The 22,698-nt window shown below is 38.8% G+C and carries 26 protein-coding genes; 11 read left to right on the top strand and 15 right to left on the bottom strand.

Annotated elements, in window-relative coordinates:
• Positions 1-17 precede the first annotated feature (17 nt).
• The gene (locus OQY15_RS21115) at positions 18-929 is read left to right on the top strand and encodes a helix-turn-helix transcriptional regulator (RefSeq protein WP_265794024.1); all 912 of its coding nucleotides are present in this window, start codon (positions 18-20) and stop codon (positions 927-929) included.
• A gap of 33 nt (positions 930-962) precedes the next feature.
• On the opposite strand, the gene OQY15_RS21110 is transcribed toward OQY15_RS21115, so the two are convergent.
• From OQY15_RS21110 to OQY15_RS21095, 4 genes are read right to left on the bottom strand one after another with little or no spacing between them, the layout of a single operon-like run.
• Positions 963-1,736, bottom strand: coding sequence for a hypothetical protein (locus OQY15_RS21110; RefSeq protein WP_265794023.1), 774 nt, complete (start codon positions 1,734-1,736; stop codon positions 963-965).
• Between the two features lie 21 nt (positions 1,737-1,757).
• Entirely contained in the window at positions 1,758-2,678 is a 921-nt protein-coding gene (locus OQY15_RS21105; RefSeq protein WP_265794022.1) for a helix-turn-helix domain-containing protein, read from the bottom strand.
• 30 nt (positions 2,679-2,708) lie between these two features.
• Complete coding sequence (locus OQY15_RS21100; RefSeq protein WP_265794020.1) at positions 2,709-3,164, bottom strand: DUF2147 domain-containing protein; 456 nt, start codon at positions 3,162-3,164, stop codon at positions 2,709-2,711.
• Entirely contained in the window at positions 3,161-4,141 is a 981-nt protein-coding gene (locus OQY15_RS21095) for an NAD(P)H-binding protein (protein WP_265794019.1), read from the bottom strand. Before OQY15_RS21095 ends, OQY15_RS21100 begins: the two co-directional genes overlap by 4 nt.
• A gap of 263 nt (positions 4,142-4,404) precedes the next feature.
• On the opposite strand from OQY15_RS21095, the gene OQY15_RS21090 reads away from it, so the two are divergent.
• Positions 4,405-4,953, top strand: a complete 549-nt coding sequence (locus OQY15_RS21090) for a GNAT family N-acetyltransferase (RefSeq protein WP_265794018.1) — start codon at positions 4,405-4,407, stop codon at positions 4,951-4,953.
• Positions 4,954-5,016: 63 nt separating this feature from the next.
• On the opposite strand, the gene OQY15_RS21085 is transcribed toward OQY15_RS21090, so the two are convergent.
• The 3 genes from OQY15_RS21085 to OQY15_RS21075 form a co-directional block, all read right to left on the bottom strand.
• Positions 5,017-5,322: a helix-turn-helix domain-containing protein gene (locus tag OQY15_RS21085; RefSeq protein ID WP_265794016.1), complete on the bottom strand. Its 306-nt coding sequence runs from the start codon at positions 5,320-5,322 to the stop codon at positions 5,017-5,019.
• 363 nt (positions 5,323-5,685) lie between these two features.
• Entirely contained in the window at positions 5,686-6,009 is a 324-nt protein-coding gene (locus tag OQY15_RS21080) for a hypothetical protein (protein WP_265794014.1), read from the bottom strand.
• 222 nt (positions 6,010-6,231) lie between these two features.
• On the bottom strand, positions 6,232-7,617 hold the full coding sequence (locus tag OQY15_RS21075; protein ID WP_265794013.1) for a PAS domain S-box protein: 1,386 nt from the start codon (positions 7,615-7,617) through the stop codon (positions 6,232-6,234).
• Positions 7,618-7,961: 344 nt separating this feature from the next.
• Between OQY15_RS21075 and OQY15_RS21070 the strand changes: the two genes are divergently transcribed.
• Positions 7,962-8,255 (top strand): antibiotic biosynthesis monooxygenase, encoded by a 294-nt coding sequence (locus OQY15_RS21070; protein ID WP_265794011.1) that lies wholly within the window; start codon positions 7,962-7,964, stop codon positions 8,253-8,255.
• Between the two features lie 618 nt (positions 8,256-8,873).
• Here OQY15_RS21070 and OQY15_RS21065 read toward each other — a convergent pair.
• A complete protein-coding gene (locus OQY15_RS21065; RefSeq protein ID WP_265794009.1) occupies positions 8,874-9,230 on the bottom strand; it encodes a helix-turn-helix domain-containing protein in 357 nt (118 codons plus the stop codon).
• 103 nt (positions 9,231-9,333) lie between these two features.
• Between OQY15_RS21065 and OQY15_RS21060 the strand changes: the two genes are divergently transcribed.
• The 6 genes from OQY15_RS21060 to OQY15_RS21035 all read left to right on the top strand — a co-directional run bounded on the left by OQY15_RS21060 (position 9,334) and on the right by OQY15_RS21035 (position 16,507).
• Positions 9,334-10,038, top strand: a complete 705-nt coding sequence (locus OQY15_RS21060) for a nitroreductase (RefSeq protein WP_265794007.1) — start codon at positions 9,334-9,336, stop codon at positions 10,036-10,038.
• A gap of 278 nt (positions 10,039-10,316) precedes the next feature.
• On the top strand, positions 10,317-11,096 hold the full coding sequence (locus OQY15_RS21055) for an NAD(P)-binding domain-containing protein (RefSeq protein WP_265794006.1): 780 nt from the start codon (positions 10,317-10,319) through the stop codon (positions 11,094-11,096).
• Between the two features lie 17 nt (positions 11,097-11,113).
• Positions 11,114-11,536 (top strand): organic hydroperoxide resistance protein, encoded by a 423-nt coding sequence (locus OQY15_RS21050; protein ID WP_265794005.1) that lies wholly within the window; start codon positions 11,114-11,116, stop codon positions 11,534-11,536.
• A gap of 58 nt (positions 11,537-11,594) precedes the next feature.
• Positions 11,595-12,500: an NmrA family NAD(P)-binding protein gene (locus OQY15_RS21045; RefSeq protein ID WP_265794004.1), complete on the top strand. Its 906-nt coding sequence runs from the start codon at positions 11,595-11,597 to the stop codon at positions 12,498-12,500.
• A 505-nt stretch (positions 12,501-13,005) separates the two neighbouring features.
• Entirely contained in the window at positions 13,006-14,199 is a 1,194-nt protein-coding gene (locus OQY15_RS21040; RefSeq protein WP_265794003.1) for a GAF domain-containing sensor histidine kinase, read from the top strand.
• Between the two features lie 205 nt (positions 14,200-14,404).
• Positions 14,405-16,507: an ATP-binding protein gene (locus OQY15_RS21035; protein WP_265794001.1), complete on the top strand. Its 2,103-nt coding sequence runs from the start codon at positions 14,405-14,407 to the stop codon at positions 16,505-16,507.
• 119 nt (positions 16,508-16,626) lie between these two features.
• Here OQY15_RS21035 and OQY15_RS21030 read toward each other — a convergent pair whose 3' ends face one another.
• Together OQY15_RS21030 and OQY15_RS21025 are read right to left on the bottom strand one after the other, a co-directional pair.
• Positions 16,627-17,010: a hypothetical protein gene (locus tag OQY15_RS21030; protein WP_265794000.1), complete on the bottom strand. Its 384-nt coding sequence runs from the start codon at positions 17,008-17,010 to the stop codon at positions 16,627-16,629.
• 306 nt (positions 17,011-17,316) lie between these two features.
• Complete coding sequence (locus tag OQY15_RS21025; RefSeq protein ID WP_265793999.1) at positions 17,317-17,586, bottom strand: helix-turn-helix transcriptional regulator; 270 nt, start codon at positions 17,584-17,586, stop codon at positions 17,317-17,319.
• Between the two features lie 263 nt (positions 17,587-17,849).
• On the opposite strand from OQY15_RS21025, the gene OQY15_RS21020 reads away from it, so the two are divergent.
• A complete protein-coding gene (locus OQY15_RS21020) occupies positions 17,850-18,233 on the top strand; it encodes a hypothetical protein (RefSeq protein WP_265793997.1) in 384 nt (127 codons plus the stop codon).
• Here the strand turns inward: OQY15_RS21020 and OQY15_RS21015 are convergent.
• From OQY15_RS21015 to OQY15_RS21005, 3 genes are all read right to left on the bottom strand, one after another.
• On the bottom strand, positions 18,226-18,486 hold the full coding sequence (locus OQY15_RS21015; RefSeq protein ID WP_265793996.1) for a hypothetical protein: 261 nt from the start codon (positions 18,484-18,486) through the stop codon (positions 18,226-18,228). The genes OQY15_RS21020 and OQY15_RS21015 overlap by 8 nt on opposite strands.
• Positions 18,487-18,624: 138 nt before the next feature.
• On the bottom strand, positions 18,625-19,473 hold the full coding sequence (locus tag OQY15_RS21010) for an HD domain-containing protein (protein ID WP_265793995.1): 849 nt from the start codon (positions 19,471-19,473) through the stop codon (positions 18,625-18,627).
• A 79-nt stretch (positions 19,474-19,552) separates the two neighbouring features.
• Entirely contained in the window at positions 19,553-19,888 is a 336-nt protein-coding gene (locus OQY15_RS21005) for a helix-turn-helix domain-containing protein (RefSeq protein WP_265793994.1), read from the bottom strand.
• Positions 19,889-20,008: 120 nt separating this feature from the next.
• Between OQY15_RS21005 and OQY15_RS21000 the strand changes: the two genes are divergently transcribed.
• Positions 20,009-20,887, top strand: coding sequence for an SDR family oxidoreductase (locus OQY15_RS21000; protein WP_265793993.1), 879 nt, complete (start codon positions 20,009-20,011; stop codon positions 20,885-20,887).
• A gap of 89 nt (positions 20,888-20,976) precedes the next feature.
• Here the strand turns inward: OQY15_RS21000 and OQY15_RS20995 are convergent, their stop codons facing one another.
• Both OQY15_RS20995 and OQY15_RS20990 read right to left on the bottom strand, forming a co-directional pair.
• Positions 20,977-22,047: an oxygenase MpaB family protein gene (locus tag OQY15_RS20995; RefSeq protein ID WP_265793992.1), complete on the bottom strand. Its 1,071-nt coding sequence runs from the start codon at positions 22,045-22,047 to the stop codon at positions 20,977-20,979.
• Positions 22,048-22,052: 5 nt separating this feature from the next.
• Positions 22,053-22,697 (bottom strand): flavin reductase, encoded by a 645-nt coding sequence (locus OQY15_RS20990; RefSeq protein ID WP_265793991.1) that lies wholly within the window; start codon positions 22,695-22,697, stop codon positions 22,053-22,055.
• Position 22,698: the final 1 nt, after the last annotated feature.

Below are 22,698 nucleotides of genomic sequence, written 5' to 3'. Positions count from 1 at the left end.
CTTATAAATTTGTATTCATGGAAATCGTTAAAATAAAATCGATTACAGCATATCACCGTTTCAGAGGACTGCCTCAACCTGAGCATCCGCTGATAAGCCTGGTAGATTACGCGCAGGTGCAGTTTCCGGAGGATAACCGCCCAGTGAATATCGTTATGGATTTTTATTCCATTGCTTTAAAGCGGGATATCGGTGCGAAGCTGCATTATGGGCAACAAATTTACGATTTCGATGAAGGACTGATGTCCTTTATTGCGCCGGGCCAGGTTTTAAGGATAGAGAGGGATCCGAGTTCGCTCAACAACGGATCCGGATTCCTTTTACAAATCCATCCTGATTTTTTATGGGGATCTACTTTAGCGCAGGATATCAAAAAGTATTCTTTCTTTGATTATTCGATCCATGAAGCGCTCTTCCTTTCCCGCAGAGAGGAGAAGATTATACTGAGTATATTTGGAAGTATAAAGCAAGAATATAATGACAATATTGATGACTTTTCGCAAGGTCTGATTGTATCTCAGATTGAACTCTTGCTCAAATACTGCGAACGGTTTTACAACCGGCAATTTATCACGAGGAAAATCAGCAGCCACCAGATGCTGACAAAAGTTGAGCATTTTTTAAATGCATATTTCTCCGCTGATGAACAGCCGGAAGGTGGTCTTCTGTCGGTAAAGATCGTTGCAGATGCGATGAATGTTTCATCCGACTATTTGAGTGGTATGTTGAAACAGCTGACGGGTAAAAATGTTCAGGAACACATACATCAGAAACTTATTGAAAAGGCAAAGGCAAAATTATCTGCCACAAATCTCTCAGTGAGTGAAATTGCATATGCGCTTGGATTTGAACATCCCCAGTCTTTCAGTAAATTCTTTAAGATGAAGACTAACGTATCACCATTAAACTTTCGGAAATCATTTAATTAAAAGGTCGTTTAATGTGGATACTCAGACTTTATTTTAGCTCAATGTGCCAAAGGATCTACCATTAAGAGATAGCACCAAACAAAATAAAGCAAGTAAACCGTACATTAATCCTATTAAAATAACCAGCCTGACATCCTTAAATATATAAAAAGCAAGTAATGGTAATATTTGCAAGGCGTGCATCCCTACAAAATGTGCGATGCGGAGATCTCCATATTTAAGACTCCAGTTCAGAAAGGGTATTATTTCGCCATCTGAGGCACCATTTCCAACCCTGGGCGAACCATTTGCACCAATGACGGCACCTTCTAAAGCAAATATGACAAATAATATGATACCTAATCGAATGGCCCAGAGATAATAATCAGGAAGTTCCGCAAAACTTTCTGTAAAAAACAAGATGCCGATATAGCCGGTATATAATGTAGCAGCTATTGCAGCAATAGCCATTGCTACAGTAAGCGAAGTATATAGAGCAGAACTTAAATTATAATGTGACAACTGACCTCGCGAGGCCTGCAGGGCAACGTAGAACACTTCGAACCCCAAAAAAACAATTAAACACCAATTGTACATATTGATATATTTGTAAGACGTAAGATAACCTGTATACCAACCCATAGTCAAGCTAAAAATCCCCATTGACAGCGCAAACTTTATTGGTTTGTACCAGGCATTTACTCCGTTAATCTGTACATAGAAAAATTTTGATATCATCAAAATCAATACTGCACTTAACAAACATAGCATTCCAAAATAAAATAAGTATTCATTTCTGAACTTCAACAATGCTAGAAATTTGAACATAGGGTAATAGATAAAGTAAAATTAATTGAAGGTTGCCCTGAACTGAACCGGAGATAGATCGGTCTTACTCTTAAACAATTTGCTGAACGACTGTGGGTATTCGAATCCTAATTCAAAAGCAATTTCGCTTACTGTGAGCCTAGTTGTTGAAAGTTTTTGCTTTGCCTTTTCGATGATCTTTTCATGAATGTGCTGCTGGGTATTCTGACCGGTAAGGGTTTTCAAGACTCCGCTCAAATAGTTAGGGGAACAATTAAGAAGCCCAGCAATATACTGTACGCTCGGTAATCCCTTATTGATCATCTTGTCATCATCAAAATAGTCGTCAAGGATTTTTTCCAATTTTTCCAGGATCCTGCTTGCTGAAATTTTACGTGTAAGAAACTGACGCGTGTAAAACCGATTTGAGTAGTTGAGGAACGCTTCAATCTGAGAGATGATAATAGATTCACTGAATTTATCGATATGTGAATGATATTCCTGCTCAATATTTTTGATAAAACTGTTTAAGACAAATTCTTCTTTTTCGGAAACAAAAAGAGCTTCATTTATCGCATAACTGAAAAACTCATATCTTCTGATGGATTTAGCTAATGGATTACCCCATAAAAAGTCTGGATGAATGAGCAACATACTTCCTGTACTCTTAAAGTCATCACCGGCTTTGAATGTAAAAACCTGATTAGGAGACATAAAGAACAAAATGCCGTCATCAAAATCATACTTTTGCTGCCCATAGCCATAATGTACGTCTCCTGCCTGCACCTTCTTAAGTGAAATAATGTAAAAGTCAAAAATTACCCTGATACTTTCCTCACTCTTGTATGGTGTAATTTTAGAAAGGTCTATGACACTTATCATAGGATGTTCAGGATTACCCACACCAAGTATTTTATGATATTCTTTAATGGTTTTTATTCTGTAGGGCTGCTGCAAAATCATTCTGATTAGTTTACAAGTTTAAAGATAAGATTATTCCAGGTCAACTCTTTCTAAAGTAAGACCGGGGTTTAATCCCAGGAAAGAAAGTCCCCAAAAGCCTTTGATATTAAGGTTGCCGTTTTTTGTAATGGTAAGATAAGAATCATAGGTATTTCCCTTTTCCCCATCATAATCATAGAGTTTTCCTTTCCACTTGTTTTTCTTTGTATCGTATGTAAGATCTGATAATAAAAGGATCCCCACCAAAGGTTTTTTCCGGAGTTCTTTATTAGGATTATTGACGTCCAAAACAGGTTTTCCCTGATCATCTACAGCATGTTTTAAATAGACTAGTTTGCCGTAATATTTTTTACCACTCTTATATATCTGTACATTGCCTTCCTTTAATTGACTGTACCATACCCCAATAATATCATCGGCTTTTGATTGTGAAAACACTAGTGTTGAGGTGTTAAGAAATAGAATTGTTATAATCAGATGTTTCATTGTTCAAAGTATTTTATAGCAAACTCTTCTGCAAAATCTTTAATTTTGATTTTGCCCAGGTTGTCTGGTTTATTTTTAAAGTAATCTTCAAACAAACTACCATCATGCATCGCAACATTCATTTCTGTAAATTCTTTGGCAATCTTCTCTGATGCCCCTATTTTTATAAAGGCATCACTCATTTGTTTGTCGCTGATCAGCACCCATTTCAAGTATGGCTTCCCAATTGCATTTCCCAAAGCAGAGGCTATCTCCTGACATGTAAGTTCTTCGCTGGCAACATATCTCACTTTTTTTCCTATTTGTTCAGCGTTAATTTCTTCAGCAATGGCAGCTGCAATATCGATGGGCGAAACCCATGCAATTTTGTCGCTGGCTCCATAATTAGATAAGATAATTCCGGAATATCCTTTGAGAAGACCTTTCAGACCATAATGTTTGAGGTAGAGTAATTTACCGATCACACCCTCCAAAAATCCTTTGCCCTTAACCATATCCATAAAGGCATACAAATTATAGAAGAAAGATGCCGGGCGAAGATGGGTAACTGATACATCGGGAGGAAGTTGAGAAAATATACCTTCTACGATGTAGTGGAAAACCAAGACCCCTGCCCCGTCTGGTTTTTCGGCACCAACACTGCTCAGATGGATTACTTTTTTTATACCCGCATTTTGAATCGCATGAACATAATTTGTACTGATTTTCAATGCCTGTTTGTGATAATCAAGATTCAGATCTCCAAAAAAATTAAATGGTGGAATCATACAGTAGGCAGCATCCTGACCTTTAAAGGTATTGCTTAGAAAAATCCCATCCTCTATTTCGCCGATCGCAGCCTTTGCTCCCAACTGCTCTATTTCGCCTTGCCTTGAGACCGAACTACTGATTACGGTAACTTGATGCCCTTGTTTAACCAACTGCAGCACCAAAGGCCTGCTGATTTGTCCCAATGAACCTGTCACAACTATTTTCATATTGATTTCGCATTTATTTACAATGCAAAATTCTGTCGATTACATTACCCGGACGTGTTCAAATCTATTTTTCTTGTGTTCTAAACACTCTTTGGATAGTAATACAAGGTTATTTATTGAAATTTTACTAATCATTTGACTTTATCACATCAACCTGAAGAAAGATCGGCTTGATCTTATCACTATAACTACTGAACAAATAAACATTGCTTATTGACAAATTATCATTTTTTACATATGACGGAGTGTGTATTTTTGCAGATATGGAATCGAATATAGAAATTATAAAAGTGACGCTAAATGATATTAACGCTCTGGCACAAATTGGCAGACAAACATTCCAGGAAACATTTTCGGGCACCAACAGTGCTGATAACATGCGTACATACCTTGAAGATGGATTTTCCGTAGAGAAGCTCACTGAAGAAGTCCGCAATACTGCTTCACAGTTTTACTTTGCCAAATTAAACGAACAATTGATTGGTTATCTAAAAATAAATTCCGGAAACGCACAAACAGAATCCCTGGACACTAAAGCACTGGAGATTGAACGCATATATGTACTTGCTGCATATCAAGGGAAGCAAGTTGGCCAGCTCTTATATCATAAAGCAATCCAGATCGCTGAAGAGCTTAAATCTTCCTTCGTATGGTTGGGTGTGTGGGAAGAAAACACAAGGGCCATCCGCTTTTATGAAAAGAACGGATTTCTAGCGTTTGACAAACATATCTTTAAACTGGGTGAGGACGAACAGACCGACATTATGATGAAATTGGAAATACAAAATCAAGTTTCATCTGTTAATCACTAACCATAAGCTTGTAATATCATTCACTTCAGGCAGAGCTAAGAATTAGCTACTCTCTTACCCATCCTAAATCACTTTTCTGAGCTTAGGCAATTCTTCTGGTTTTGAGAGGTACTGTGCCCCCCAGTCATCCAATAACAATATCATCGGAAGCAGTGACTTGCCAAGATCAGTAAGCAAGTATTCTACCTTTGGTGGAAGAACGGCATATACTATTCGCCTGATAATGCCGTGTTCTTCTAATTCTTTTAATTGTACATGAAGAACCCTCCGGCTTGCAAGCGGGTTGAGCCGCTGTAATTCACTCGGTCTTTTTGCGCCATTGTGTATATTCAGGATCAGACAAGGTTTCCATTTCCCCCCTGACACCATGGAGACAGTCCGAACAAGGTACGTGTGAGGATGGGTTGAGCGAACGGTGATGAAGCCGGGCTTCAATTTTCCCCTGCCTGTAGATTATCCGATCAAACTCATTGAAAAAGCAAGAGGGACTATCTCTAATCTTTCCAATATTGAATTACCGGTAAATTTGTTGCACATTCACTTGATCGGAGATTTCCAACACCGGCACCTGCTGCTCATAGTGAATACGGAGACCCTTTATCAATTTAATTTTACGAAAGCCAAGATACTGCCCACTTAGCAAATACCGCTTAATCTCTGCATACATATTCTTATCGGGTAAAAACGTTCGGATTACGCTAACGAACTCAGCCGTAGTTAATACCCTTGCGCCTATAGAATTTGGGTGTGCTTTAAGCGCCCGGAGAAAGTTGCGGATTGTATTTTTCCCTTCAGAAGCCAGCCGCAGCTGGTTGTACAGATAAAAGGCAAAAATGAATCCGCGCTGGTATGATAGCCTTTCGTACAGTCCGTTTTTGAAAAAGTTACTTTCAACGGAATCGCCTGTTTCTGACCCACTTGGCTGCTGCATTGTGAAGCCAGATTTCCCCCATTTACGTAATCTAAAAAATCAGCCTTGCTATAAAGTCCTGTTTTCACTAGGTTGTAAATAGCGATATGATCGTTAAAGCCCTCGTTGAACCAGTTGTTTTCCATCCCGTTTTGCGCTCGGGCAACTGTGCGTCAAATGAGTTTCAATATGCTGCCGATCATATTTTAAAAGTATCCTGATTGGTATAATTGGTATCCGAAATAACGATCTGTTTTACCGCGCGACTGTGATACCCGTTGTAAAATTACAATTATCAGCTCTACGAAATTTCACTTAAGTGAAAATATTCCATATTAATTGGTAAACCTCATCGAGATAAAAGACTATCAGAGATTGTCTGTCAACCTGGTGATCTCTTTAATCACATGATCCAAATCATCCGCTGATTTTTTAATGAGGGGAATAATTTCAGCATTGGGAGAATCATTTAGATCACAAAGTGAAATGAGACCTAAGATGTTTGTAAGTGGCGAACGAACCCTGTGCGATTGGATCCAGGCGATGTCGCGCAGGCGTTTATTCTGATCTTCAATTTTATGCAAATATTCTTGAGATTTGGTGATGTCTCGCATGAAACAGTTTACGCCAATGACCATATTATGCACATCGCGAATTGGATTAAAGCTAATTTCCTCATAAATCTGCCAACCGTCGTCATCCCTTTGTCTGACTAGGCTGAAGGCTTCACCCAGAAAAGCAGACTCATAACTATCAAAAAAGATTTTGAGGCTTTCCTGTCCAAAATCTTCTTTAGTCACCTCTCCTTCACCTTTCCCTGTATGTTCTTTTACACGGTCCCAAAAGGCCTGGTTACCAGTTATAATTTCCGATTGTCTGTTCACCGACCAGATCAAGTCGCGAGTATTGTTAATGATCGCACGGAGGTTCTGCCCATCATTGTAAATTTTTTCCTGAATTTTCTTTTGTTCAGTTATATCGACGAAATAGACGGCGATACCGTCCTTGGTAGGATAGACATTCAAGGAGCCCCATACCCCAAGTGGTGCGTACAATTCTTCGAAATGCACACTCACCCTTTCATTCATAGCTCGTTCATATTCGTAATAAAAGCGGCTTTCCCTGGAATTTGGAAAATAGTCCCAAAGATTTTTGCCCATCACGGATTTTCGGGTACAAGATAGCGTCTGTTCAGCAGCTTTGTTGATGAAGGTCACCTCCCAGTTTCTGTTCAATGCATAAAAACCATCTGTAATACTGTCGAGCATATTTTCGAGCTCAGCAGATTTATCACTAACGATCTGGTCGGCACGCATTTTCTCATCAGTATTGATGATCAGTACCTGGCGCGCATCTTTGCCTTCAAAAATCGTATGATGAGTATAAACGCTGACATAAAAGCGTTGCCCAGCCTTATTCCAATGTAACATACGCCCTGCATTTACATGGCCTTCCGGAAGGCTTTCGTGAAATTTAAGTAGAGTAGGAATTTCCTCTGGAGGCCGGATATCCGTAATTTTGAGATTTAAGAGTTCTTCCCTTGTAAAGCCATACTGTTCAATAGCGGCATCATTCACTGCCAGGAATCTAAAAGTATGATCGTCATAGATGTACATTGGCGCAGGAATTCCGACAAATAGTCTTTTGTAATCATCCGCTATCCTGTCGCGGTTTTGGCGGTGTTTCAGTAACTTAAATAATAGCACAAAATTGGCAATGATAATTACAGCCAACGCAGTAATAGCGACGTTCATATAAGTTACTTTAAATAGCTGATCAGGGAATGTAAAGCAAGTTAAATTTATTTTGACATTCCTGCAAGCTATACTGTAACAACTGCAAACTTCTGATCAAGATAGTAGTATTTAAAAATTTACAGTGTTCGGGTGGTATATCTTTGTGATAATCAATGGCTAGGTAATTAAATGCTAAATTCAATTATATGTGTCTAAGCGAAAATGGTAGACATTTGCCTTTTTTGATAATGCAATGTACTAAACTCATTTAGTCCGGGTTGAACAGCATCATGGCACTATTCATGTGGCTAAGTATATGGCGGTATATTGCCGTTATCAAATTGCTATTTAAAACAAATCAAATGGAAAAATTAGCATTATTGGCCCAACTTGAGGCCAAACCAGGTAAAGAACAGCAGCTTGCTGATTTTCTTAAGAGCGCTTTACCTTTGGCCAATACAGAGACCGGCACAATTCGCTGGTATGCACTCCAACTCGGCCCGTCTACATTTGGTATATTTGATACATTTGCCGATGAAGCTGGTCGCAATGCACACCTAGCCGGTGAAATTCCTAAAGCATTGATGGCGCACGCGGATGAGTTGCTGGCCGTTCCGCCTGTAATAAATAAAGTAGCTTTGCTAGCCGTTAAATGACCCAATAAAGTAAAAAGATTATAAAAGAGGCCCGCAAATGGGCCTCTCTTTAATAAAGAGAAATCTATTATTATTTGTTCTGTGAACGCTTCCGTTGGTTTTTTGAGGGGTATTAGCGGGGATAGTAGCCCGCTGTTGAAAGAAAGCGTATTCTTATTGCCAGTGCTCATCTGAAACTTCCTTTAATACCTAAATCCACCTGGTAATTTGTCCTGCTCAGACGCCAGCCATTATTTAATGCGCTAAATTTTCTATCCTAGGTTATAGAGGATCCCCTACCCCATACGACACCTTCAAGCATGAGTTTCCTTCCAAATAACATCGGCACACGTTAGAGATTCAATAGATCATTCTTAAATTGTTATCTTTCTTAGCGGAAGATAGATATCTCGTTCCGGAAGTACCCGTAAGGAGATTTGTGCGAGATAGCTCTTGCTAAAAAGGTGTAATGAACTAATTGGAGCAAAGAGTCTTTCTATAAGTAAATAGCCAAACTTACTGATCAAATCAAGACCTCTATCGCTCAGTCTGGTCACCAATGGCAGCAAAAAGATATACAACAGTGAAAGTTATTAATTTATGAGGGTTTACTGGAATATTGCAGGTTTGTTTATAAAATTATTCTTTTCGAGTGCCTATGACCTTATTACGGTGGCCAATGCCCCAGTCTTTCATTGCATAAATAATTGGTGTTAATGTTTCAGCATAGGGTTCATGAGTATATATAATTTTTACTGGGTATTCCCCTACCACGGTTCTTTTAATAAGTTGGTGCTGTTCCAGGTCCTTTAACTCTTTAGCCAAAACCTTTGGAGTAATGCCAGGAATGCTTTCCTGGATATCAACAAATCTATCATTGCCTACCCCGATAGAGACAATTATCGGAATTTTCCACTTGCCGCTCAATACGTCTAAAAAATCCCGAACCGGCTTGATAGTACTTAAGCAATCATTATAACCTCTTTTTACCGCCATAATTGTCTTGTGAAAATAATAATCCGCTTTCCTTTAGGAAAGGCCTATACAAAGTAAAGCACATTTATTTGAAATTTGTCTTAAGATTTTAAATTTAGACACTATGGAAACAGGAACATTTGACAAGACACAACAAGACATCTATTTATTTAAAGAGATTCTCAGATCAAGAAAATCATGTCGTGGTTTCTTAGAAACACCGGTGCCAGATAAAATGATAACTTCCGTTTTAGAAGATGCCGCTTTAGCTCCGTCAAACTGCAATACTCAACCTTGGGAAACGCATATCGTTTCTGGTAAAAAATTAAAAGAACTTTCTGATGTGCTCTTAAAAGAAAATAACGCACATAGGTTTTCGCCGGATTTTAGCTTTGATACAGAGGAGTATCAAGGTCGTTACCAGGAACGCTACTTTAACTTAGCCAGTATAAATTATGAAGCATATGGAGTCAAACGTGAAGATAGAGAAGGCAGGAAAGAGATTTCAGACCAAAATTATAAATTTTTTAATGCCCCACATATTGCAATTCCTTTTATGCCGTCATTCGGAGACAACGTGCGGGTAGGTGGCGATATAGGAATGTATGGACAAACTTTTTTGCTATCCCTCACGGCACACGGTCTGGCAGGTATTCCACAAACAGCATTAGGCTTTTTTGCTGGAACCATAAGGGAAATATTGAATGTACCAGCTGAACTAAAAATGTTGTTTGGAATTTCATTTGGTTATGCCGATCTCAATTCACCTGGTAACTCATATAAGTTAGGGCGGGACCCAATTTCCAGCAATGTCATTTTTCACCAATAATCTTTAATATAAAATGAAAGCTGGAAATAACAGAATAATGCTCACCGGTTAACCTCGGGTAAGTATTACGGCTTTCAGCCCGGAGCGTGGCGCATGCCAGGAGTGGCTTTTAGATCTCGCCTGATATTTTGGAAGATGGTATAGATGCTTTTGTTGATGAAGTAGTTCCCATTTTACAGAAGCGCGGACTTTTCATTAAGACTATGAAGGCACCACGCTTAGAGATCATATTAATGCAACGGAACAATATGGCATCAACCCTCGGGTTTAAATAAATTATGATCACAAGTAAACAGAAAAATATAAAAATTATGAAAATAGGAATTATTGGAACAGGTTCCATAGGAAGCCTTTTAGCAAAAAAATTATCGAAAGCCGGTCACCAGGTTAAAGTGACAAACACCAGGGCGATGCCTGAACTAGAAAAAATGGCTACCAGTTTGGGCGCAAATGCAGCAACTATACATGAAGTGGTGAACGACGTCGATGCCATTATCTTTTCTATGCCTTTTAATGCTTATAGGGACTTACCGAAAGATTTATTGAAAGAGGTACCTCAAGACGTAGTTGTAATGGATACTTCAAACTATTATCCATTCAGGGATGGTAAGCTCCCAGAATTAGAACAGATATCTGAAAGCGAATATATTTCTGAAATACTAAATCGCCCTCTCATAAAGGTATTTAATAATATGCTGGAAGGCACCTTGAAATACAAGGGTAAAGCAGCCGGTGCACAAGACAGAGTTGCAATTTCTATAGCTGGAGATAACGACAAGCATAAAAAAGTTGTTGCCGCGCTGGTTGATCTTACAGGTTTCGATACCGTTGATGCAGGAAGCTTGGCCGAAAGCTGGAGACAGCAACCAGGCACGCCCGCCTATTGCACGGAAATAAATGAGGTTGAATTAAAACAAGCATTAGCTGATGCTGAAAAGGGAAAAGCCCCTGCGGTTCGGGATTTCATTATGGACAACTTGATGAAATTGGATTCTTGGCCCTCGTACGAAGAAATATTAGCCGGGAACCGCTTGTATGAAATGGGTAGACGTAAATAAATAATTTATAAATAAAAATGAAAATCTTATATACAGCAGAAGCCACTGCTACCGGAGGTAGGAATGGTAAGGTCAAAAGTGATAACGGGGTTTTAGATCTACAGGTAAGAGTACCCAAAGCAATGGGCGGTGCAAATGATGATTACACTAATCCTGAGCAATTATTTGCAGCTGGTTATGCTGCTTGTTTTGACAGTGCGCTGAACCATACTATTCGCTTGGAAAAGATTAAAACTGGTGAGACTTCCGTTGCTGCAAAAGTGTCAATTGGGCCTCTTGAAGGTGGTGCATTCGGACTGGCAGTAGAACTTGCAGTGAATATTTCCGATGTTTCTCTTGAAGAAGCACAACGACTTACTGAACGCGCACATCAGGTTTGTCCATATTCCAATGCTACCAAAAATAATATTATCGTAAGTCTTGTTACTACAAATAATTAAATGCCGAGCGCCCGGTTTGTAGTAAACCAATTACAAATACATTATAAATTTAATCCAAATGGAGAATAAGGAATATCCAACGGTACTTATTTTAGGTGCCAGCGGAACAATCGGAAGTAAACTTGTTAAGGATCTCAAGGATAAACCTGTAAACATCAGAACTACTTCCCGTAAGCAATATGAAGTGGAGCAACAGTGCCGCAAGGGAGAAGACTGTAAATTTCTTGACCTTGATGATCCAACAACCTTTGCTCTTGCCCTTGCAGGTGTTGATCGTGTATTTTTGCTAACAGGGTATTCAGTTGGCATGCTTACCCAAAGTAAAACATTGGTGGATGCTGCGAAGAAAGCAGGCGTTAGTCACATTGTACACGTAGGAGTGTTTGCGGAGTGGGATACAACAGATGCTCACTTTGCATGGCACCAGATGATCGAAAAATATATAGAGGCGAGTGGTATTTCCTGGACACACCTTCATCCCAACATGTTTATGGAAGCACTTACAGGTGCTTACTTACCAAAGAACCTTTCCTTCACCACTTACTGGGAAGATCGCAGGGTAGGTTATATTGCTACCAGTGATATTGCTGCTGTGGCCGCACAAGTTTTGGTGGATGGGCCAGATCGACATGCCAGTGAACATTACTGGTTAAGTGTAGAAAGCCATAATGGGAAAGAGATCGCCCAACTTATGAGTGAGGTAACCGGACTTGATATCAAATGCGAAGAAAAAGGACTCGATGAATTTAAACAACTAATTGAAGCTTGGATAGCTAATGGTGCGGACAGTTGGTATGCCAGCGCAAACATTGAATTTGTTAAGCAAATGCTTGACGGAAGAATGTCATACATGTCAATGGTCCAGAACGATATTCCGTACATCCTAGGCAGGCCTGCAAAAACAGTTAGGGAGTATTTAGCTGAAAATAAAGATGTATTGACGGCTTCGGCTAATAAAAAATAGTAAATCTAGTTTTGCTCACAGGCAAAGGCCTCACCTGTGAGCAAAAGTTAGAAAGTTTTGTATGGCAACAATCACGAGCTTCATTTTAGAGGGTTAAAACGACACCTGCTTTTGTTGTTATACCTTAAATTTTTCCCGAGGCATTTTATATTTTTAAAAGCTGTGACCTAATACAGTATTTAATTGTTCATTATCGTCGGCAATAATCTTATCGGAAAAATGGAATAATGTAGAACACCGAAAGAGTAATCTGTGAGCATTGCGATGGTAACCGGTAAAGTAAATATACCATTTACTCAAATGTGACTTTGAGCAGTCTGCAGCACTCACACCTGTCGGTCGATCCCAGATTAATGCAACAGACTAAATGAAAGGTGAAATAAATATACTTTTAACAAGCGATATGAATAGAATTCTGATTTATTATTGATGTTTAGCAGAGCAACTAATTATTGTAGCCCAGATTGTTATATCTTTACAATAGTAATTGTAAAACAGTAAGCTCATGGAAAGCTATAAACAGGAAGAAATAGCAAATATCCAGTCTGACATCGTAAAGATATCACGCATTCCTGCAGTTGCCAACATATTAGAAGTAGCGTGCGAAATCACTGGAATGGGCTTTGCTGCTATTGCCCGTGTGACTGAAAGCTCATGGGTAGCATGTGCTACCAAAGATCGGATTAATTTTGGACTGGGAGTTGGTGGAGAATTAAAACTGGAGACCACTATTTGCAATGAAATCATGCAACATCATCAACCTGTTGCAATTGATCATGCTGATCTGGACCCAACTTATAAAAATCACCATACACCAAATATGTATGGACTGCAGAGCTATATTTCTGTGCCTATTATTCGTAAAAATGGAAAATTCTTTGGTACCCTTTGTGCTATTGACCGGGTTCCTAATGAAGTTAACAACATAAAAGTAATTAACACTTTTAGCCTATTTGCAGAACTTATCGGCTTTCATCTGGATTCACAAGATGAGCTCGATGAAAGTTCGCGGGTTTTGAAGCTTGAGCAGCGCAACGCAGAAATAAGGGAGCAGTTCATAGCAATGCTCGGACATGACTTAAGAAATCCGGTGAATGCCATTTCAAATGCAGTACAGCTACAACTACGCGGTGACCTTGACGACAGAAATAAGCGTCTGGCAGCAATAATCAATGATGCTACAACGCGTACAAAAGGATTAATTAATAATATTCTTGACTTTGCAAGTGGAAAACTTGGTGGCGGTATTAAGCTCAATTATGAGAATGACCTTAGTCTTGATGAAACCATACAGCAGGTGATAACTGAACTGAATATGGCCTGGCCAGAGGTTAAAATAATTAAAAATATTGATTTGTCCTCTGAACTCAAAGCTGACTACAAGCGAATAGCTCAACTGCTATCCAATATCCTTGGCAACGCCATCACACATGGTGAAAAAGGTAAACCAATACAACTGAGTCTGAAAGAAACTGTAGATGGAAAAACAATAACCGTATCTAATTCTGGATTGCCTATACCAGCAAGTGTATTACCGCACCTTTTCATGCCATATTCAAGAGGAAAGGTGAGACCAGGACAAGAGGGTTTAGGTCTCGGACTTTATATATCGAAAGAAATTGTACTTGCTCATGGAGGAAGCATTAATGTTATATCTGATAACACTCAAACTGAATTTACAATTCTGTTTCCTGCATAAACTTAGTACTTATCAGGATCCCAAAACTCCCAGAGAAATCAATGGCTGCACTATATCTTTGGTAAATCAGAACTATTTGATAGTGGTTGTAGACGTTTCATAATGCCTGATACAATTGTTACAAACGATAGCCAACCCATTAAACTCTGAAGATTATTGCATACTTTTAAAATTTTTGATCTGCTTTATGACAGTAAATCCCCTTATGAATAGCCGAAACACATCAGATTACAAATTCTTACAAGGTGGCGGTGAGATGGCTGAACTTATTCGCTCCTATGAGTGGTCGAACTCCATGCTTGGCGATCCGTCTTTATGGCCAAATTCATTGAAGGTGATGGTCAGTGTGATGCTAGCTTCCCCCTTTCCTATGCACATCACCTGGGGCCCAAAATTTATCCTACTATATAATGATGCCTATCAGCCGGTTTTGGGAAACGTTAAACATCCAAAGGCCTTAGGATTACCTATTTATGAATCCTATCCGGAAATTTGGGATACTATCGGGCCATTGATTTATGGTGTTATGGATGGGAAAGCTGTCCGCTTTCATGATTTTCAAGTATTTTTAGAACGAAACGGAAGTAAAGAAGAGTGCTATTTTGATTTTTCTTACAGCCCAATTAGAAATGAAGAGGGTGTAATAGAAGGTGTACTAACGAATGTTATTGAGACCACAAATCGCAAACTCGCTGAACTTGACAATCAGAATCTCACCGAAGAACTGCAATCTATCAATGAGGAAATGGCAGCCGCCAATGAAGAATTGGCTACCTCCAATGAAGAATTAAGGTCAACAAATGAGGAACTGGCGCAAGCCAATGATGAGATCCTAGTTGCAAGGCAAAAAATTGAGGAAGGCGAGATTGCGCTGCGATTGGCGATTGATGCCGCCGACTTTGGTACTTGGTTTATTCATTCGCAAACCCGCGAGTTTATCACTGATCGGCGACTAAAAGAGCTATTTGGATATTATCCCGATGAAGCTCTTTCTATCGAGCAGGCTGTTGCTCAAATTACTGAAGAATATCGAGGATACGTGGCTGATAAACTGGAGAATGCCATTTATAACAATGGTGACTATGACGTAACTTATCCTGTTATCGGCTTACATGATAATCGCTTACGATGGCTAAGGGCCATTGGAAATTTAAAAGCTGACCCATCAGGTGCTTTTTCTGCCTTTACAGGGGTAGTGATGGATATTACGGAGCAGGTAGAATCCAGAAATTTTCTTGAAAGTGCCTATGACCAATTGCGCCTTGCAAAGGAGGCAGCGCAGTTAGGGTTCTTTGACCTGGATGTAACTAAAGATACATTAGTATGGGATGCAAGGTGCCGGGAAATCTTCGGAATATCTCATAATGATACCGTAACTTTTGAGAAGGATTTTATTACAGGGTTGCATGCCGACGATAAAGAAAGAATTTTAAATATAATTGATTCTGTTTTTATGAAGTCACTCACTGGCGGGGTATATGACGTAGAGTACCGCACAGTGGGTGCAGAGGACCAACAGCTCAGATGGGTACGGGCAAAAGGCCAGGCCTATTTTGATTCGCAGGACAAGCCTGTAAGGTTTATCGGCTCTGTGCTGGATATAACCGAACAAAAGGAGGACGAACTTAGAAAAAATGATTTTATTGGCATGGTAAGCCATGAACTAAAAACGCCTCTTACCTCACTAGCCGCTATCCTGCAACTTGCAGACCGTAAATTAAAAAACAGCGAAGATCAATTTTTGGTTACCGCAATGCAGAAAGCAAATATACAGGTGAAACGCATGAGCAATATGATCAGTAGCTTCCTAAATGTATCACGACTCGAATCTGCCAAACTTTTAATTGACAAGCACGAATTTGATCTGCAGGAACTGATTGAGGATATTGTTAAAGAAACCAGGCTGACAATCTCTAGCCATACGGTTACCTTTCAAAATTTAACCAAAATAATAATTAATGCGGATAGTGACAAGATCAACTCTGTCCTTACAAATCTGATCAGCAACGCTGTGAAGTATTCGCCAAATGGAAAAGTGATTGAAGTTAAATGTGAGCTAATAGAAAATACTGTACGGATTAGTGTTAAAGATGAAGGCATGGGCTTACAACCACAGGATATAGATAAAGTATTTGATCGCTATTATCGTGTGGAAAGCAACCATACGCGCCTGATCTCCGGCTTTGGTATTGGGTTATATTTAAGTGCAGAAATTATTCGCCAACATAATGGCGAGATTTGGGTGGATAGTGAAAGCGGTAAGGGATCTACTTTTTATTTCAGTTTACCCTTGGTAGGACTTTCCTGATGTTTTCCATAGGTAGAAATACGGATCGACGATGGCAACTATGTTGCCCCTATCGGGAAGTAAATTTGTAGCATGCAAATGAATTTATAATCACTATGATTGTTGCAACCTTGGACGATTTAAAAATGCTCCCACTTTTTATTTTTGGAACGAACAAAAAAGATCGATAATACAATCAGATAGGGAATACAAAAAAGGACGCCTGGCCAGGGTTCATCCCACATGGCAAACAGTAATAGTATTACAAGCAAGCAAGGCACCAGAAAAAAACTAAGTGCGTTGTACAAGGTGTTATTGCTAACACTTCGTTTCAAATTTAATAAAATAGTGAAGCTTCCAAGAAGGAAAAAGCTATTGATACCAAGAGCAATACCGTAAGGTAAATTCTTAAAATCCGTATCGGCTGCACCTATCATTTCTGTAGATTGCATGACAAATACACCTGCCAGGCTAATAGCTGAGGCTATAAGAAAACTGTAAATAATGATTTTAAAGTATTTCATCTTGTGAAGATTAGTCTTAGTTCACTATCTACCTAGCAGAACTTATACCAAGGATTGAAGTTCTTTACTCATATGAACAATAATACTTCCCAGTATTTAACGATTTCTAATCAAGATAGCCTTATTTCATGGCTGAAAAAGATCCTGTTATTTTCAGTACTTTATAGGCTATTGAAAAATATATCAATGGTCTTCTTTTATCAATAGACGACTCACCATGAAACTTTTCCATGCCTTACTTCTAACTACCTATTTGACCAATAATTGATAGATTGTTGGCTCAAGCTATAACAACAACCTAAAGAACTAATTTTTGATTGGAGGAAGAGCTTCGAGCATTTCGCTTGTAAAATGATCAATAGTGATCAACTGTTTCACTTTTACATTGAGAATAATCGCAATGTTAAATAATCTGTTCAGAGTGATCTTACTCTGAAAAACCTCTATTTTGCTATATGCATTTTGCGAAATCGAGAGCTTCATCGCTACATATTCCTGTGAGTAATTCCGGTATTCTCTAACCTTTCTGATATTGCTAATGATAATCTTAACTCTTTGGGAAATGATTTGATCCATATTGTTCATTCATATTTTAAATAACGCATTGCAATATAAGTAGGATACATCATACATTGGTACTACAGCGTTACGAAAGAACTTTATATAACAAAAAATCAAGTCATAATATTTATGATAATACTATTCCCACTGGAAGTAATCTGAATCAAATAAAGTATCACCTTGGATAAAATAGAGAAGATGATGCAAAAAGATGGCGCGACTGTTGTTTGGGAGAAGACCTGGGAAATTAATCCCTGCGAAAACGATAGTAGAAGATAATGAGAGTAACAGACGTGAGAATAGGTAACTACTTAACTGGACAGGATGGTCATCTTGAAGATCAAATTGTAATTAGTATCAGTGGAAATAGGATTGTAACCCAGCCAGTAGGAATATCAGGTTCCGTATCTACCGAACCGATATCTAAAGTTGACGGTCATTCCTCAGCAAAACCTATTGAGATATCTAAGGAATGGATTGAGAGATTGGGTTTTAAAGATAGCAAACTGGAAATTAATAGTTGTATTGATCTGATTTATAGAGAGGGCACGCTATTTTTAGTCGTGGAAGCTTGTTATACTGTGCTGCAGCACATACAATATATACATCAGCTGCAAAATTTATATTTTTCAATGACCGGTAAAGAACTGAGTATTAAATAGGTAAAACAATATTTTCTGTTTTAAAATTAAAAGCAGTATCTGGCAAAAAATATTGAGGTGAAAGTTCAAAATAGGCTGCCAAAAGATTAATATGCTTTAAGTTATATTTTGCCGGACTGTCTGGATTTTCTACATTACCTATGAAGGAGCTTTTGGTATTAATAATTTTTGCGATATCAATTGATCGCAATTTATGTGTTTGCTTAAGTTTAATTACTATGTCAATAGCGTACTGCTCGATAGGATGTAACATAATGTTGTTTTAATCTATTATTAAATATATCGAATATAATTGACAATAATAATATTAAAGTAAATCTGATCATCCTTTGTCCAATATCCTTGATTAAACAACTCTCTTTAGATACGGCTACAAAACTATATGTTTGACTTAAGGCATTACCCTTAGCTTGAGTTTTTGAGCGGCTCTTTTCATATCAAAAGATTGAAATCCATCAAGATTTCTTAAAGCAGATATTTCCTCATGAAAACCAGCTGATTTAAGCTTACGAATAACTTCAGTATCAGTAGTCATTAGGTCAGCTTTGCTAAGATTACCATCGGCAACTGCTCGTTTAAGTAACTCTGCCATTTTTTGGTTGGCAAACAGATGCTCAGGACGTCTGAAATAATCTTCGTTTAATCTTTTGTATTGATATTTAAACCATTCTTCAGATGCGGTAGTAGATATCACAAATTTTCCATTTTCTATTTGTAGATCAGCAATGAAACTGTTTACTTCATCACTGGTGATCATACGAGCCTGAAAAAGGTCACGTAGCGTATAATCGATTCGATCAGCACAGATTTCTGGCAGGGATTGTTCAAGAAGCGTATAACGTTCAAAGCTATCAAGTGCGTCACTCAGATCATACTTGTTCAAAATAGATGGAATCGTAGAATTTCTGATAACTTCCTCAAAAATGCTTTCATGATAATCCTCGTTCCGATGATCAAAAACTGCATCTACAACGTGGGAGAAGGCCGTATGCGAAAGATCATGCAAAAGCGCTGCTGTACGTTCCCTGAGATCCCCTCCGAATTTCGTTACTAACCAGTAAACACCCAACGAATGGTCAAAACGGGTATGGTTAGAATCCGGATTAACCATAAAGACCGCGCCTCCCTGATTGATCTCTTTTAAACGTTGAAAGGCAGATGATTGCACAAGTTCTTTAAAGACACCATCAATTTTAATAGACCCGTACAGGGCGTCATCGATATTTATCTCTTCATCCATAGGTAGAAATTAATTTTAACATTTGGTTCAATACAGCCAAAACAGTTGAAAATGGATAGTTACCATCGTTACATGGGTTTCAAGGAATTAAAGGTTGTGATGGAGAGTTTTGTTTGTTCCATGCTGATATATATGCCAGCAATGGGCAGAGGCTTTCTCCAAATTCTGTGAGTGCATACTCTACTTTCTGAGGAAATTCTTCATCCTGTCTACGGCTAATTAAGCCGTCAGCCTCAAGTTCTCTGAGTTGTTCAGTCAATACTTTTCTTGATATTGTAGGTATCCGAACATTAATTTCTCCAAAACGCCTTGCTCCTTTGGATAGTATATGTAAGATAATCACTTTCCAACGTCCACCAATAAGCGCTATAGTTTCCATAGCCGGACAGTTCGCAGGATTCAAGTTATCTTCCATCTTGTTACTTTAAGGTTACCAGTTAATATATCGTGATCGACGTGATGCGGTATTTTATAGCATCGATTTCAGTTTCTTTGCTCAACGAATTAATAGAGTATTTATCTTAAAACAAAACTAATGATTTTAATAACAGGTGCAACTGGGAATTTAGGTAAGGCCACCATGAATTCTTTATTGAATAATGGAATATCCGCAAACAATATCGCAGTATTGGTTAGAAATGAATTTAAATCTGAAGAGTTTAAATCAAAAGGAATTCAGGTAAGAATTGGTGACTACAATGACATTGATGCTTTGAAAAGTGCTTTTGCCGATGTGGATAAGCTACTACTTATATCTTCTTCTTCAGACATAAAGAAAAGATTTGAGCAACATCAAAACGTAATTGATGCTGCTAAGGAGACCGGCGTTTCCCATATCGTTTATACAAGTTTTGACATGAAAGACCTGCGTGGAAGTGATATGGCCGCAGATGTTCAGTACCATGCAGACACCAGTTATTATCTAAAACAGAAAGGCGTAACTTACACTTTATTGAATAATACCCTCTATGCTGACCTGATCCCTGTTATTTCGGGAAATAACATACTAACAGAGGGTATTACAATTCCTGCCGGAAATGGTAAAACACCTTTTTTACCCATAACAGAAATGGCTGAAGCTATTACTGTAGTACTCACTAATACCGGACATGAGAATAAAGAATATGTTATTGCTGCAGAAACTGCTTTATCCTTTGCTGAGATTGCTGAGATCATATCCCAAGTAACAGGCACTTCGGTAGCTTATAATCAAACTGACAAAACAAGTTATATTAAGCAACTTGTACAGGTCGGAGTTTCTCAAGAGGATGCAGCATATCTGTCACGGTTCGCTGATGCAATAGCCAACGGAGAGTTTGACACGAACCATAGCGATATCGGACAACTACTAGGCAGAAGTTCAATGCCTTTAAAAGATTTTTTAAGAAGTAAGTACGGTCACAATAAAGCATAAAAACTTATTTAAGAATCTGAGTTCGATAAGTGTCTTATCGTAAATTAGCTTAACAAATGTTAAGCTAACTTTTCTGAAGAACAATAAACTTAATTATTAACGTTCACCGCTTGAGCTTTAAATGCTGCATATGCTTCGTGATACAATCGCCGGGTGTCGCGCTGAGGCCTGAAACCTTTTAAAAAATTTATAGCCCTGAGAGTCTTTAACTTATAAGCTGGAATGATATGTTTCTTAATGTCAATCATATCTGCAATTTCGGTTCCCAGAAGATGACGCATCAGTCCCAATATATCTTTAGCAGTTGCTTTGGACTTGTTTACCTTTAAAATATGTTCGGTCAAAGACAAGGCGAGCTCGCGCCCATGGACAGAGCTGCGAAACTGACGCTTTTTGATCAGCTTGTCCAGTTGCTGCGCTTTTCTGGAATCTTCTGGGATCAGTTCTTCATTCAAACCAGACAGATAACCAATTACCGCCCAGATGTGTAAAAAAGCTGCTTGTTCATCCTGGCTTACAGAGAAGCCAAGTAATCGGAGACCACGAATGACTATTAAAGAAAAAGACAGATTGGTACCTGCCATATCCTCCTGATTAACAGGCAAGCCCCAGGTATTGTTCCATTTGCCGCTTTGAAGCGTATAATACCGTACCGCAGCATGCATGATCCGAACTTTTATAATTTCTTCATATGCTTTGCCATTCTTATCGAAAGCGCCGGGAGCCAATACCCCCCAAACAAATAGAGCAGTATCGTGGAGCCTTTTTGTAGTCTGCTTCCGGATTAGCTCAGAAAGATACAATACCATAGATCCATTGGCACCTGCATAACAGTAAGGAAGGGACAACAAGCCTAGCAAACTCATGATACTTTCTGCATGACGGGCAAAAAAGTCAGTTCCGGCATTGATCAATTTCGGATCCGCCCATGATGGCAATCTTGTAGCATCTCTGATAAAATCAAATTCTCCATATCTGCTTTGTAGTTCGCTGATGAGCTCTGTATTAGTTTTGCCACTTAAGATATGCTGCAAATCAATTTTTTGGGCTGGGTCGCTGAAGACCTGAGCAATAAAACGGTCGGCTTCTACATCTCCCGTTTGCCGTTGTAGCTCCAGCATCTCGTTCGTATAACTGCCGCTGACTAAGCTTTTCCCCACCCTCATTACTTCTCCTCCTTGATTTCCTGAACCGGGAGATCGGGTTTGGCATAGCTCAACCTTGCCAATGGCTCGGGCAGAAAATAAGCATCCAGGCCAGAGACAGTCACTGTACCCGCCGTGATGTGATTGATAAAACCATCGTCACCTATGATTTCATCCTCCGCCAAAATCTGCACCACCTCCCCTACAACTAAAGTAGTTCCGTTGATTTTCATATCCACAATTTCTCTCAGTTCCAGTCCAATACGAATTGTTGATTGAGATACAAAGGGAGCTTTAAACCCAGATATGTAATGCTCGCTAAAGCCACAAAGCTCAAACTCTGAAACTTCTGATGGGTAAGCCGCACTGGTTTGGTGTGCTTCTTTATAAAATTCAGGTAATACATTATTGAGCGTATACTCACCAGTTGCTATAATATTTTTTAGGGTATCATTGTGATCACGTTGAGGACGCATGATTAGGCCGATCAAAGGAGGATTTGCTCCAAGGTGAAAAGCGGAACTAATTACACAGAGGTTCGTTAATCTATTTGAATTGGTAGTGCCTAAAAGGTTAAGTGTCTTGTAACCAAGCAAACCATTGATCATATTGATCCTGAATTGTTTCTCAGAGCTGAGAATATCGTCGTGTTGAAATTGTTTCATA

The sequence above is a fragment of the Pedobacter sp. MC2016-15 genome, assembly GCF_026239695.1.
Classification (GTDB): domain Bacteria; phylum Bacteroidota; class Bacteroidia; order Sphingobacteriales; family Sphingobacteriaceae; genus Pedobacter.
Note: the sequence above shows the minus strand (reverse complement) of the source record. Positions and strands in the feature narration are given on the sequence as shown.